The 12,374-nt window shown below is 64.6% G+C and carries 13 protein-coding genes and 1 tRNA gene; 7 read left to right on the top strand and 7 right to left on the bottom strand.

Annotated elements, in window-relative coordinates; genetic code table 11:
- Position 1 precedes the first annotated feature (1 nt).
- Positions 2 to 1,651 (top strand): preprotein translocase subunit SecD, encoded by a 1,650-nt coding sequence (locus QQ977_RS14100; RefSeq protein WP_285926409.1) that lies wholly within the window; start codon positions 2 to 4, stop codon positions 1,649 to 1,651.
- 30 nt (positions 1,652 to 1,681) lie between these two features.
- Here QQ977_RS14100 and QQ977_RS14105 read toward each other — a convergent pair whose 3' ends face one another.
- The 4 genes from QQ977_RS14105 to QQ977_RS14120 all read right to left on the bottom strand — a co-directional run bounded on the left by QQ977_RS14105 (position 1,682) and on the right by QQ977_RS14120 (position 5,217).
- Complete coding sequence (locus tag QQ977_RS14105) at positions 1,682 to 2,689, bottom strand: sodium:calcium antiporter (RefSeq protein ID WP_285926410.1); 1,008 nt, start codon at positions 2,687 to 2,689, stop codon at positions 1,682 to 1,684.
- Positions 2,690 to 2,732: 43 nt separating this feature from the next.
- A complete protein-coding gene (gene rnhB, locus QQ977_RS14110; protein WP_285926411.1) occupies positions 2,733 to 3,407 on the bottom strand; it encodes a ribonuclease HII in 675 nt (224 codons plus the stop codon).
- Positions 3,408 to 3,510: 103 nt separating this feature from the next.
- A complete protein-coding gene (locus tag QQ977_RS14115; protein WP_285926412.1) occupies positions 3,511 to 3,825 on the bottom strand; it encodes a glutathione S-transferase N-terminal domain-containing protein in 315 nt (104 codons plus the stop codon).
- Between the two features lie 39 nt (positions 3,826 to 3,864).
- Positions 3,865 to 5,217, bottom strand: coding sequence for a tRNA pseudouridine(54/55) synthase Pus10 (locus QQ977_RS14120; RefSeq protein WP_285926413.1), 1,353 nt, complete (start codon positions 5,215 to 5,217; stop codon positions 3,865 to 3,867).
- Between the two features lie 87 nt (positions 5,218 to 5,304).
- On the opposite strand from QQ977_RS14120, the gene QQ977_RS14125 reads away from it, so the two are divergent.
- Together QQ977_RS14125 and QQ977_RS14130 are read left to right on the top strand one after the other, a co-directional pair.
- The gene (locus tag QQ977_RS14125) at positions 5,305 to 6,429 is read left to right on the top strand and encodes a S1C family serine protease (protein ID WP_285926414.1); all 1,125 of its coding nucleotides are present in this window, start codon (positions 5,305 to 5,307) and stop codon (positions 6,427 to 6,429) included.
- A gap of 260 nt (positions 6,430 to 6,689) precedes the next feature.
- Complete coding sequence (locus QQ977_RS14130) at positions 6,690 to 6,890, top strand: DUF7511 domain-containing protein (protein ID WP_285926415.1); 201 nt, start codon at positions 6,690 to 6,692, stop codon at positions 6,888 to 6,890.
- Positions 6,891 to 7,232: 342 nt separating this feature from the next.
- Here QQ977_RS14130 and QQ977_RS14140 read toward each other — a convergent pair whose 3' ends face one another.
- Positions 7,233 to 7,409 carry an HVO_A0556 family zinc finger protein gene (locus tag QQ977_RS14140; protein WP_285926417.1) on the bottom strand — a complete coding sequence of 59 codons (177 nt, stop codon included), beginning with the start codon at positions 7,407 to 7,409 and terminating at the stop codon, positions 7,233 to 7,235.
- Positions 7,410 to 7,685: 276 nt separating this feature from the next.
- On the opposite strand from QQ977_RS14140, the gene trmY reads away from it, so the two are divergent.
- Together trmY and QQ977_RS14150 are read left to right on the top strand one after the other, a co-directional pair.
- Complete coding sequence (gene trmY, locus QQ977_RS14145; RefSeq protein WP_285926418.1) at positions 7,686 to 8,276, top strand: tRNA (pseudouridine(54)-N(1))-methyltransferase TrmY; 591 nt, start codon at positions 7,686 to 7,688, stop codon at positions 8,274 to 8,276.
- 80 nt (positions 8,277 to 8,356) lie between these two features.
- Positions 8,357 to 8,429 (top strand) — tRNA-Pro (locus tag QQ977_RS14150).
- Between the two features lie 299 nt (positions 8,430 to 8,728).
- On the opposite strand, the gene QQ977_RS14155 is transcribed toward QQ977_RS14150, so the two are convergent.
- Positions 8,729 to 9,298, bottom strand: coding sequence for an NUDIX hydrolase (locus QQ977_RS14155; protein ID WP_285926419.1), 570 nt, complete (start codon positions 9,296 to 9,298; stop codon positions 8,729 to 8,731).
- Between the two features lie 251 nt (positions 9,299 to 9,549).
- Between QQ977_RS14155 and QQ977_RS14160 the strand changes: the two genes are divergently transcribed.
- Positions 9,550 to 9,825: a PadR family transcriptional regulator gene (locus QQ977_RS14160; protein WP_285926420.1), complete on the top strand. Its 276-nt coding sequence runs from the start codon at positions 9,550 to 9,552 to the stop codon at positions 9,823 to 9,825.
- Between the two features lie 478 nt (positions 9,826 to 10,303).
- Complete coding sequence (locus QQ977_RS14165) at positions 10,304 to 10,966, top strand: helix-turn-helix domain-containing protein (protein WP_285926421.1); 663 nt, start codon at positions 10,304 to 10,306, stop codon at positions 10,964 to 10,966.
- Between the two features lie 44 nt (positions 10,967 to 11,010).
- Here the strand turns inward: QQ977_RS14165 and QQ977_RS14170 are convergent, their stop codons facing one another.
- Positions 11,011 to 12,237, bottom strand: a complete 1,227-nt coding sequence (locus tag QQ977_RS14170) for a sulfatase (RefSeq protein WP_285926422.1) — start codon at positions 12,235 to 12,237, stop codon at positions 11,011 to 11,013.
- Positions 12,238 to 12,374: the final 137 nt, after the last annotated feature.

Raw genomic sequence — 12,374 nt, forward strand, 5'->3', positions numbered from 1 at the left:
TATGCTCGGTAGTATCAAAGAGAACTGGCGGCTCATCCTGCTCGTGATCTTCGTCGCCGCCGCCCTGTTCGCGCTGTTCGTCCCCGGTGGCGTCTTCGGCGACGAGGGCGGCACCGACGCCGTCGAGGAAACCGAAGACGACGCCGTCGAGGAGGGGCTGACGAACCTCGAGTACGGACTCGGGCTCGACGGCGGGACGCGCATCAGCGCTCCCGTCGTCGGTATGACGGCCGAGGACATCGACAGCGGCGCGATCGACGAAGAGGAGGGCGTCATCGACGAACAGCGACTCGGCGAGATCGAGACCACCGTGCAAGACGACCTCGAGCTCGCCGCGGCCGACGTCCGCGTCGGCTACCACGAGGACGACAACGCGGTCCACGCCGAGGTGTTCTCCGAGGAGGTCGACGAGAGCGAGTTCGTCGACGCGCTCGCTGCAGCCGACGTCGACTACGACGCAGGCGACGTTCGCGACGGCGTCACCGACGAGACCCGCGCCGAGATCGTCAGCACGCTCGAGTTGCGTATCAACGAGGCCGGCCTCTCGGGCGGGCAGGCGACCGAACGTGCCGCCGTCGGCGGCGAACACTTCGTCGTCGTCGAGGTCCCCGATATGGGAGAAGAGGAGCTGCGCGAGCTGATCTCCGAACGAGGCGTCGTCGAGATCTGGGCGTACCACCCCGACGAGAACGGCGAGCAGGTCAACGAGACGGTGCTCACGGGCGAGGAGATCGCCGACGTCGATCCGCCGCGGGCGAGCGAAGAAGGTGACGGATACGAGGTGCCGGTGGAGGTCGAACCGGACGCCGCGCCCGCCTTCCAGGACCGAATGAACGACCTCGAGTTTACCACCACCGGGCAGGGCCAGTGTGCCCTCCGCGGTGACGGTGAGACGATCAACTTCGACCACGACGACCCACAGTACTGTCTGCTTACGGTCTCGGACGGCGAGCCCGTCGACGCCCACAGCATGGGGCCGCGGCTGGCCGACAACATGCACGGCGGCGACTGGGAACATAGCCCGTCGTTCTTCATGGGTGCCCAGAGCCAGACGCAGGCGCACTCGCTGTCGGTCGACCTGCGTGCCGGCAGCCTGCCCGCGCCGATCGACCTGAGTCCCCAGAGCAGCCAGACGTTCTCGATCACGCCGGCGCTTGCCGATCAGTTCAAGCTCTACTCGCTTTTCATCGGCGTCCTGTCGGTGCTCGCGGTCAGCGGAATGGTCTACCTGCGCTACTCCGACGCCCGGGTCGCCGCGCCGATGATCATCACCGCGCTGGCGGAGGTGGTAATCCTGCTCGGCTTCGCGGCGGCGATACGCATGCCGCTCGATCTCTCACACGTCGCCGGGTTCATCGCGGTCGTCGGCACGGGCGTCGACGACCTCATCGTCATCGCCGACGAGGTGATGTCCGAAGGTGAGGTCAACCAGCAGAAGATCTTCGACTCGCGGTTCCGGAAGGCGTTCTGGGTCATCGGCGCTGCCGCAGCGACGACGATCGTCGCCATGTCGCCACTGGCCGTGCTCAGCGGCCTGGGTGACCTCCGCGGGTTCGCGATCATCACGATTCTCGGCGTGTTGATCGGCGTGCTCGTCACCCGGCCGGCCTACGGTGACATCCTGCGACACCTGCTGACCGGCGACAAGTAACCGTCTCTCGCGATTCGTTCGCGTTCGTCGTTAGGTCGGCACGACGGTCGTCGCACCGATGCTCTCCGCGAGAATCCACACCACGAACAGGCCATACAGCGCCAGTAACAGCGTCGCTTCACGCCGCGAAAGCAACATCTCCGTCCGCGCCACGGCAAAGAACACGACCGTCGCGAGGACCAGAAACCCCATCATCGGGACGACGTGTTCGAACGTGATCGTCAACGCGCCGGCGACGACGACCCCGAGCGGGACAGCCACCAGCAGATCGAAGGTATTGCTCCCGAGGACGTTTGCGAGGCTGACGTCGTGACGACCGGCCCTGGCTGCCGCGACGCTGACGAACGCGTCGGGAACGCTCGAGCCGGCGGCGACGACGACCATTCCCCACAGGAACGTCGGGGTGTCGAAGACCGAACCGAATCCGATCGCGGCCCGCACGAGCGCCTCGACGCCGACGACGATGAGTGCGAGTCCGGCCGCAAACACCAGCCAGGTCCGGATACCGACGCCGACGCCGGAGGAGCTATCGTGTTCGGTGGTGTCGAGGTACTGCGTGAACACGTAGAGGGCGTACAACGCGATCGGGAACAGTGCGAGCGGACGTGTCACCGTTCCCTGGATCGGACCGTCGCCGCCGACGGGGTTGTAGATGACCGCAAGCGAGAACGTAAGTAAGAGCACGGCCACCGCGAGCATATAAAACAGCGCCTCCTTGTACACCAGGCTGCGACTCGTCTCCATGCTGCCGGCGAGCAACACCACGACGCCAGGGATGACGAGCAGGTTGAACACCGCGGAGCCGACGACGGCCCCGATACCGAGTTCGAACTCGCCGTGGAGCAACGTAGCGAGAAGGACGCTTACCAGCTCGGGCATACTCGAGCCGACAGCTGCGATGACCGCCCCCTGGACGACCCCCGGAACGCCGTACCCCGTCGCGATCCGGTCGGCGGCGTCCTCGAGCCAGATGCTCCCTTTCCAGACGACGACGGTTCCGACGGCGGCCAGCCCGAGGAGCGCGAGGACCCGGATCACGGTTTCTCTTTCGTCCGGCTGATCATAAACGTCGAGTACCGGGTCAGAACTGATCGAGCCCCGTCTGTTCGGCCGACGCGAGGACGTCCTCGCAAGTCGACCACGACTCGCGGGCGATCGGCGGCAATCGGCCGTGGTCAGCGACGTAAGACTCGAGAAACGCTCGCGTCCTCGAGTCGCCGGGGTAGCCGCTGCCGACGTCGCCGTACTCCGAAGCGAGGTTGGCGACGTGGGCGTCGCGTTCGACTTTCGCAATCACGCTCGCCGCAGCGACGACCGGGTCGTCGTCGTCCGCACCGTGGGCGGCCTCGACTTCGAGGCTTACGTCGACCGTACAGGCATCTGCGACTCGGCGGGCGAAGCGGTCGGCGTCGGTGTCGCACGCGTCACAGCGACCCCACACGTCCGCGAAGTCGATCGACCCGTCCCCGTCACCGAGTGCTGTCTCGATCGCCGTCGCGTGGGCGGCGACCGCGAGCCCGTTCATGTCCGTCGCTGGATCGTCGATCCGTTCGACCGGCACCTCGGCGACACCGACGGCGATCCGGTCGTCCGTCCGAAGCCGTGTCGTGAGTTCCTCGCGTCGCGTCGCCGAGAGTCGTTTCGAGTCGGCGACTCCGTCGGGCAAGCGTGTCGGATCCTCGAGACAGACCGCAGCCGCAAACATCGATCCGAGCACCGGTCCTTTTCCCGCCTCGTCGACACCGAACCTGGCCATGCGCTCGAGTTGTGTCGGCCCGGATCAAAGCGGTTGTGTTCCCTGCCCCTGTCTCGTCGAACCGCGACCGAAACGAGTGGGCCGTACGTGGCCGGGCTGACGGCTACCGGCCGAGGACGCGGAGACGAAGCCATCCGAGCAGTCCGGATGGTGGTGTGTCGTCCGCTTCGCCGTACTCCTCGTACAGATAGGCAACGATGTCGTCGCTCTCGGGAAGGCCATCGACGCCGTTCGTCCGATCGACGAGGACGGGAACCTCGTACTGTCCGCTCGCCTCGTAGACGTCCGTCCGGTCGCGTTTCGAGGCCGGAACGTCGTATGACTCGTAGTCGAGGTCGAGGTCGGTGAGTGCCCAGCGCACCTTCGCACAGTACGGACAACCGCCGAGCTCGTACAGTTCGAGATCGGGCCTGGTCATGTATAGTATAGTGGCGACTGCGAAACGAATCTGTTCCGGTTACTCGCCGCGGTCGTCCCGGAAGAACGCTTCGCGTTCGAACGGCTCGTCTTCCCCTTCGACGCCGACGACGTCGAGTGCGGCTACCTCGGCGTCGATCCCGAGCAGGCCGGCGAGGCTCGGTTCGGTGCGACCGCCGTCGCCGCTTATCAGCTCTTTCACGTAAAGTCCACCCTCGCCGTGGAGTTCGACGACCGCCCGGGTCGACGCCTCGTTCTCGAGGTCGCCGTCGATCGCGTAGACGGTCCGTTCGCGGGTCAGCCCTGCCCGTCGATGGTCGACCCGCTGGGGCGTGTACTGCTCGACGGTTTTCCCCTCGAGTCGCTCGAGTGTGTCTTCGAAGGCCGCCTCGTCGACCGGGTCCGCGAACTCGACGTCCGCACGGTAGTGCTTGCTCGCGTCGTGTTCCTTGACGCGTTCGACCATCTCGTAGGTCGCGAGACGAAGCCCCTCGACCTCGACGCCGTCTGTGGCCGCGTTGACCTCGCGTTCGAGGGTCTCGACGTCGGGGCTGCGCTCGCGGGGCCGTTTGACCTCGAGGACGAACGGTCGCCCCTCGCCGAGCATGCGCGCGTCGACGTCCTCCCGGCCCGCGCCGTGGAAGGTGCCCTCGTCGCCGTCCATCGCCTCGACGACGTGAGGGCGGACGACCTGTTCGACGCTCGTCTCGTACATGTATCCGGAGCCGTCACAGTACTCGCAGGGTTCCTCTCCGTCTGCGCCCAGTTGGACGCCGCTGCCGCCACACTCCCGGCAGGGCCACTCCGTCTGGGGGATGTCGCGCTCGAGTTTCCGGTAGCGACCGTAGACGAACGCCGGGTTGAGCTGGACGTCGACCGCGTGGCTCGTGACCGTCTCGGTCTCGATCGCCTCGAGCGGGTCGAACGCCTCGAGATCGACCACGGCCAGCACGTCTGGCCGGTCGAAGTCGACGTCCGTGCCCGTCCGTGCGCCGACGCGACGGCCGACCTCGCGGTTGACCTCGCGTTTGAGCGACTCGCCGACGTCCTCCTCGAGGCCGGCGTCGGCGCGCAACAGGCGGTCGTTTTCCTCCGCGAGCGGCGGGACACGACAGCCGACCTGGTAGGTCTCGAAGTCGACACCCTCAAGTTCGGCCACGATCGCGTCGGCGACGGCGTCGAACGTCCCGCAGTATCCATCACAGACCCAGCAGTCGGCCGGATCGACCGGGTCGAACGGCTCGTCGTCTGCAAGTGAAACGGTCGTCCGCAGCGCCCTGCCGCGCTCGGCGTTGGTCAGACCGAAGCTTCGAGCTGCGAAGGGGCGGCCGAGACACGAGTCACAGACGGCTCCCGTCGCCAGCAGCGCACGGACGTCTTCGGTAAGCGTCATGTCCCGACTCTCGGGACGCGTGCGATAACACCCTTTTCGTTTGGCTGTCCCGGCAGGATTCAAGTCGGTGGCGTCCCAGACGCCCGTATGGACGAACGAACTTTCGGTCGCCGTGAGTTTCTCGGCGCGGCGGGTGCGATGTTTCTCGGCTCGGTCGCGGGCTGTACCGAACCCCACGCTGGCACGTCGTTCGAAGCCGGTGACGACGACCCGATCATCGACACCGACGATCGCGTCGACGGCTCCGTCTACACCGACATCTACGAGGCGACGATCGATTCGGTCACGCTGGTTCGAGTGCTCGGCGTTGACGACCCGTTCGGTGACCAAGGCCAGGGTCAGGGGTCGGCGTTTCTCTACGACGAGCGCCACGTGGTCACCAACGAACACGTGATCGGCGACGGTGCCGAGGTCGACCTCCAGTACGTAAACGGCGACTGGACCTCGACCGAGATCGTCGGGACAGACTTTCACAGCGATCTGGCCGTCCTCGAGGTCGATCACGTCCCCGACGCGGCCGAACCGCTGTCGCTTCTCGACCAGCACCCGGCCGTCGGCCAGGAGGTGCTCGCGATCGGCAACCCCCTCGGACTCGAGGGATCGATGACCAAGGGAATCGTAAGCGGTGTCGACCGATCGCCGGCGGTTCCGGGAACGGAGTTCCAGGAGCCGCGTCAGTTCCCCCACGTCGTTCAGTTCGACGCCGCCGTCAACCCGGGCAACAGCGGCGGCCCGCTCGTCGACATGGACGGCGACGTCGTCGGCGTCGTCAACGCCGGCGGCGGAGACAACATCGGCTTTGCGATCTCGGCTGCGCTGACCAGCCGGGTCGTCCCGTCGCTCGTTGAAACCGGCGAGTACCGCCATCCCTACGTCGGCTTCATCCCTGTCACCGTCGATCGGATCGTCGCCGAGGAAAACGGCCTCGACGAGCCGACTGGTGTCATCGTCGCCGAGGTCGAACCTGAAACGCCCGCCGACGGCGTTCTGGAAGAAAGCCAGAGCGAAACCCGTCGCCACGGCAGTTCCGTCCCGATCGGCGGCGACGTCGTGCTCGCCATCGACGGCGAACCGATCCCGAACGCGGACGCTCTCTCGACGTACCTCTCGCTCGAGGCCTCTCCCGGTGACGACGTCGAGATCGAGATCCGACGCGACGGCGATCGCCGAACCGTCGAGCTGACGCTCGGAGAGCGACCGCAGAACCCCTGATCCCAACGTTACCGATCGTTACCGTTCCCCGGCCGAAGGAACCGCTTACCGGGCCGATAGAGCGATACCGTCGGCGAAATGACCGATATAATGAGGACGTACATCGCAGGCGTTAGTGTCATGTTTGTCACTCGATTGTATCTATTGAACTGGTCCGAATCGGGCACTACTGTACGCCTCCCGGCAGTAGCCGATCGATAACAATAGTCCAGTTCGATGTACGACCGCTCGACGCGCCCGTCACAGCCCGCCCACGAGCCATGACTCACGACACAGACAGCCGGACGGATCGTACCGACCCCGAAGAACCATCTGTCGATCTCGTCCACGTCACGATCGACCCCGACGACGGTCCCAGCGAGTGTGCGATCTTTCCCAGAGACGACCGCGACGATCAGCGTCGGGCCGCCTGGATCACCGCCCAGGACGGCTCGTTCGTCGAACTCGAGTCGATGCGATAACCGATGCACGTCTCGAGTACCGTCACCGCGATATCGTTCTGGCTCGCAACGCTCTTGCCAGTGCTTTACGTGCCCATGTTCATCATCGGCCTCGATTCGGTTATCAAATTCGCTACATTTATCGTATTGCTCACCATCAACGTCATCGCCCTCGTCGTCGGACACGACTACCGGACGAAAACGACGTAGCTTTCCTGCGTTTTTCGATCGCTTCCGCGGGTCAGGCTTCGAACTGGGATCACGACACGTGTGGCGGTTAGCTGAGAAAGAGGGCGCTACGTCCCCGTCCTCAAGGAGCGAATGAGCGCAAGCGAGTGAGCGAGTAGGGCGGAGAGACAGCGTTCATGCCGTGTCCCAGACCTGTGCCTGAGGCGTGTTACAGCTATCACAGACGACGGCTTCGTTCCCCTTGTACGTCGACCGAACGAGCTTCCCGGCTGTACAGCGCGGGCAGTTCCGTCCCTCGAGTGTAGCGAGCAACTGCTGTTGTGGTGACTGCGATGACCACGGTCGTGCCATATCGGACAGGCGGTGGCCCTACCCTAACCGATTGAGCATGGGTATGCAACGACCCGACGCTACGCCGTGATCTCGAGCGTCCAGTTCCCGTCGGCCTCGACGTTCCGGCTCAGTTGTGGGTACTGGATCGGTTTAACAGCGTATTAGGTCCCGGTAGCCGGATCTGTGACGCTCTCCCGATCGGGATCGTCTGTGTCTACCCGACGGCACACCCCGACACCGGACTCCCAGCTTGCGACCGAGAGGACTATCCTGCTTGCTCCCGACTCCCCGCGTATGCGACAGTTCGTCGTCATCGGTCACGACGCCCCCACCGAACCCGACTTCTCGCTCGACGATCTCGCCGGCGGTGCCGGTCGTCTCGACGCCCTCTGTCGGTCGATCACCTCGGCGTTCGTCCTCTCACACGGTATCCGCGAGGACGTCCGCGTTCACCTGGTCCTTCAGGACGACCTCACGATCACGTTCGACGGGGCAACGCTGCGCCGGCTCAACCCCGACGAGCGCTCAACCGCCGCCCTCGTCCGGACCGCCCTTGAGCACCGCGACGAAGCTATCGGCGCGCTCCCGGCCGATCCCAGCCCCGGCGTAAAGCTCTACCGGCGTGGCCTCGAGGACACGCTCGAGGCCGCCGACGGTACCGTCATCACCCTCCACGAGGACGGCGACCCGATCGGCGACGTCGACGTCCCCGCCGATCCCGTCTTCGTCCTCTCTGACCACCACGACTTCGAGCCCTGGGAGCGGGAGCGGCTCGAGGCAGTGACCGATCGACATCTTCGGCTGGGACCGAAGCGGTTACACGCCGATCACGCGATCACGATCACACACCACTATCTCGATACGGGCGGATACGAGCGATTCTGACGGCTCTGGGAAGCGATCACACGCGACGTGTCCGTTGACAAAGCAAGAATTATACGCAGTCACCATCTTTGTCAACGTGCGGGCCGGTGGGGTAGCTTGGCATCCTTCGGCCTTCGGGTGGCCGTAACCGCAGTTCGAATCTGCGCCGGCCCATACTACTCCCGCACTCTAAACCGCCGAGCGGAGCACATGCGACGCGAGGCAGTCAGAGTGCGGGAGTCGATGACGGCGCGCAGATTCGAATCAGGGAGGAGCTCTGCTCCGACCGTGGTTCGATATCTGCGCCGGCCCATTTTCACCCCACTTCAAACGACGAACGTAGCGAGGAGTCCGTAATACGGGAGAAACAGTCGTTTCAAGGGGGAGCTCGAGACCGAACGACACGACACGCCAGACGCTCGGTCCGCGAGTCTTCGACAGAACCCGCCGGGCCCGCACACGGTGGCGGCGTATCAGCTTTCTTCGTCGGTCCGGTCGTCGTCGAACAGCCGGTAGTACGAGACGCCGAGGACGGTTCGGCCGTCTCGGACTTCGCCGTCGCCGATGGCGGTCACGAGCTCCTCGAGCGTCGTCGTCGTGACCCGGATGCTCTCGTCGTGGTCGAGTTGCTGATCCGCCGTTTGACGACAGCCGCGCGCGACGAAGAGGTGTAAGACGGCGTTTGAGATGCCGTTTGCTGGCTCGACGGTTACCAGCTCCTCGAGCGTCTCGGCCTCGTAGCCGGTCTCCTCGGCGAGTTCGCGACGGGCCGCGGCCGCTATGGCCTCGTCGTCGGATTCGACGCCGCCGACGGGGAGGCCGCGACTGACGCGGTCGACGGCCTGTCGCCACTCCTCGATGAGGACGACCTCGCCGTCGGCGGTAAAGGGAAGGACCGCAACGCTCGGATCGTCCGCGAGGTAATCGAAGTCGGTCTCCGTCCCATCAGGAAGCTGAACGGTCTCGTTAACGATATCGAATCCCGGACAGGTGTAGGCTACGCTTCGGTCGAGCGTTTCCCAGGCGAGGGGATCGGTAGGCATGCACGTGCGTACTCGCGAGGCATCAAAAAAGGCCCCGTGACGCGGTCGAACCGGCAAACGTGACGACGAAGTGTTCGAGTAAGGGGCTGGCCGATCGGACACCGGCCAGTCGGTACTGGCGGCCGATCCCGACCACCGCGTAAATCGGCCCATCCCGATGTATACGTCGTTCGTTCCGGTCGGCCGACACCACGTACCGCGCCTATAACAAAGCCACAAATCGGTGAAGGTCGGTACTCAGAGGGTGATCCATGGACCAGCTCACTGGCTTCCAACGCGACCTGCTGTACGTCATCTCTGGGATGGATCGACCGTCCGGTCAAGAGATCCTCGATCGAATCAACGAGTACATCGACCAGCCGGTCACCCACGGCCGGCTGTACCCCAACCTCGATACGCTCGTCGAGAAAGATCTCATCGAGAAAGGAGAACTCGACCGTCGGACGAACTACTACGCACTGACGCCGAAAGGTCGGCGTGAACTCGAGAAGCGCCAGGAGTGGGTCGACCGACACGTCGACGTCTGACGCTGGCCCCAGACCACGATACGGTGGTCCCGGTGGCAGCCGTGGCGGCGATCGTCAGCCGACGATCGGTGCTCGCTCGCGTCGCAGTCGTCGTCGACCGACACTACTTCCTCGCAACCAATACACCGCGCAGTTGCTCCTCGATCGATGCTCCAGGAACCAGCGGCCGACCGTGACGACCGTCGGTTCTCGAGTATCGTTCGTTGACGCGGATTACCGCCCCGTAGGGAACCGGTATCCACGGAAACGACATCGTACCCGGGACGGTCCTCGTTTGCGATGGATCGGATTCGGATAGAGAGCGTTCGGTCCGCTCCGTACGTAGGCCGCGGCCGACGGAGTGTCGAACGCGCCGTCGTCACCCGGTAGCGAGTCCGGATGGCGGATTCCCTGCCCAGTCTGACAGTCGAGATTGCTGTCGCTAGCATGTTTGGAAGCGGCGTTAACGTGATCGTTGTCGTAGGTACGTTCGAACATCATGACAACAGTTGTAGACATCCGTCTGCCCGCTCGCGACACCGTTATGGGCTCCGTATTCGAGTCAGTCCCGGAGATCGGCTGTGAGATGGAACAGGTCATCGCCGCCGACGGCCACCGCCTCTGGTTCACTGGCGCGGATCAGTCGGCGATCGATTCGGCGCTCGAGACCGCCCCATCGGTTACGTCGTCTACCACGATTCTGGCCGGTGACGACCGATGGCTGTACGACGTCGAGTTTGCGTCGGACGCCGTCGACGTCTTCAGCCTGCTCACCGAGATGCACGGGACGGTCCTGTCTGCGTCCGCGACGGACGGAACGTGGACGCTGCAGGCCCGCTTTTCGGATCGCAAAGACGTCAGCCGGACGTACGATACGCTGCTCGAACGCGGCGTCAGCGCGAACCTGGTTCGGCTCACCGATCTGGCAGAAGACGTTCCCTCGAAACACGGTCTCACCACCAAGCAGTACGAAACGCTCGTCGCGGCACACGACCACGGCTACTTCACCATTCCTCGCGAGACGTCGATGGAGGAGCTCGCGGACGAGCTCGACGTCTCCCACCAGGCGCTCTCCGAGCGACTTCGTCGGGCCTACCGGTGTCTCGTCGCGACGGAGCTAAACACGACCGAACGCGCCGATTCGCCGTCCATGCACGGGTAACGTACGTAACACACCCCAGCCGCTTCGGATCGAGATCGGAGTCGCTACAGCGCAGCCGATTCGGCTACCGCATCGGTCGCCTCGAGCAGCCGGCTTCGTTCGCGTTCGTTCTCGACGTAGGTCTCGACGAGTTCGCGGCCGAGTCGAGCGAGGTCGGGATCGTCGGTCGGGGTCCACTCGCCGTTCGAGCGCGTCTCGAGCAGTTCCCCTTCGGGTCGCCACTCGTAGCGCCAGTTCGTTCCGCGGACGAGGATCGCGGGGTCGTAGTTTCGGGCCCAGACCGTCGGCTCGAGAAACGGCTCGTAGGAGCCGTCGGTCGCCAGCGCCGGCAACAGCTCCGGAAGCTGGCGCAGCGAGATCGGTCGATCGACGGTTCCCGTCGGGCCGTTGGCGACGACGAACGGGACGTGTAACGTCTCCTCGGAGATCTCCGGTCCGTGTCCGTAGACGCCGTTTTCGCCGAACGCCTCGCCGTGGTCGCCGGTGATCGCGACCAGCGGCTCGTCGCCGACGTCGGCGAAGAATCGACGGAAGAAGTCGTCGGTGTACCGGATCGTGTCGTCGTAGGTGTCGACTAGCACGTCGTGAAACAGCGACTCGTACCGACCGGCAAACAGCGATACGTTCGCCGGGTAAGTCAGAAGCCGCGATCGGGACCGGTAGCCGTCGGGGGGGAAGTACGGCATGTGTACGTCGACGAGAAAGAGCCACAGGAAATACGGCGAGTCGGCGTCGTCGATCCAGTCGACCACGTCGTCGTAGAACGACTCCCAGGCCATGAACATGTCCTGGCCCTGGTACCAGTTCAACAGCTGGGCGAGCAGGTCACTCGCCAGCCCGCGCTTGTCGCTACCGCCCTCGACGAGTCCACTCGAGAGGTTCTCGTCCATGAAGTCCTCGAAGTGATCGAAGTCCCGATCGAACCCGAAGTACCGCGAGGTCCAGGGGTTCGCCGTAAACGCGGCGGTCTCGTATCCGAGTTCCGAAAAGCGCTGTGGCAGCGTCCGGCTGGTCTTCATGTGGCGTCGGGTTCGTTCGGTGTAGTTCGCAGCGTCCGACTCGAGGTCCGGATTCGTGTACGCGCCCGTGAATATAGCCGGGACAGAGCCGTTCGTCTCCGGCGACGGCGCGATCGCGTTCTCGAAGACGAGTCCCTCCGTCGCGATCGCATCGAGCGTCGGCGTGACGTTTCGCTCGTAGCCCATGAACCCGCAGTGGTCGGCGCGCCAGCTGTCGACGGTAACGAGAACGACGTCCCGTGGCTCGGTCATCGCCCGGAGGGGAGACGAGCGAACACTTAGTAATGTGTTCTCCACAGGACGTGGCCGTCGTCGAATCGGTGGCCGAGGCGTCGGTTTCCGTGGCCGTCATCGTCGGAGCTCACTCGAGTGGACCGTCGATAGCGTCG

It is taken from the genome of Natrialbaceae archaeon AArc-T1-2 (genome assembly GCF_030273315.1).
In the GTDB taxonomy this organism is placed as follows: domain Archaea; phylum Halobacteriota; class Halobacteria; order Halobacteriales; family Natrialbaceae; genus Tc-Br11-E2g1.

What these genes read in the sequence shown, in the direction of transcription:
- QQ977_RS14115 (WP_285926412.1), bottom strand. Translation starts at nt 3,825, where the DNA reads ATGACCAGGCCCGATCTCGAACTGTACGAGCTCGGCGGTTGTCCGTAC.
- QQ977_RS14120 (WP_285926413.1), bottom strand. Translation starts at nt 5,217, where the DNA reads ATGACGCTTACCGAAGACGTCCGTGCGCTGCTGGCGACGGGAGCCGTC.
- trmY (WP_285926418.1), top strand. Translation starts at nt 7,686, where the DNA reads ATGCGACAGTTCGTCGTCATCGGTCACGACGCCCCCACCGAACCCGAC.
- QQ977_RS14100 (WP_285926409.1), top strand. Translation starts at nt 2, where the DNA reads ATGCTCGGTAGTATCAAAGAGAACTGGCGGCTCATCCTGCTCGTGATC.
- QQ977_RS14140 (WP_285926417.1), bottom strand. Translation starts at nt 7,409, where the DNA reads ATGGCACGACCGTGGTCATCGCAGTCACCACAACAGCAGTTGCTCGCT.
- QQ977_RS14125 (WP_285926414.1), top strand. Translation starts at nt 5,305, where the DNA reads ATGGACGAACGAACTTTCGGTCGCCGTGAGTTTCTCGGCGCGGCGGGT.
- rnhB (WP_285926411.1), bottom strand. Translation starts at nt 3,407, where the DNA reads ATGGCCAGGTTCGGTGTCGACGAGGCGGGAAAAGGACCGGTGCTCGGA.
- QQ977_RS14170 (WP_285926422.1), bottom strand. Translation starts at nt 12,237, where the DNA reads ATGACCGAGCCACGGGACGTCGTTCTCGTTACCGTCGACAGCTGGCGC.
- QQ977_RS14165 (WP_285926421.1), top strand. Translation starts at nt 10,304, where the DNA reads ATGACAACAGTTGTAGACATCCGTCTGCCCGCTCGCGACACCGTTATG.
- QQ977_RS14160 (WP_285926420.1), top strand. Translation starts at nt 9,550, where the DNA reads ATGGACCAGCTCACTGGCTTCCAACGCGACCTGCTGTACGTCATCTCT.
- QQ977_RS14130 (WP_285926415.1), top strand. Translation starts at nt 6,690, where the DNA reads ATGACTCACGACACAGACAGCCGGACGGATCGTACCGACCCCGAAGAA.
- QQ977_RS14155 (WP_285926419.1), bottom strand. Translation starts at nt 9,298, where the DNA reads ATGCCTACCGATCCCCTCGCCTGGGAAACGCTCGACCGAAGCGTAGCC.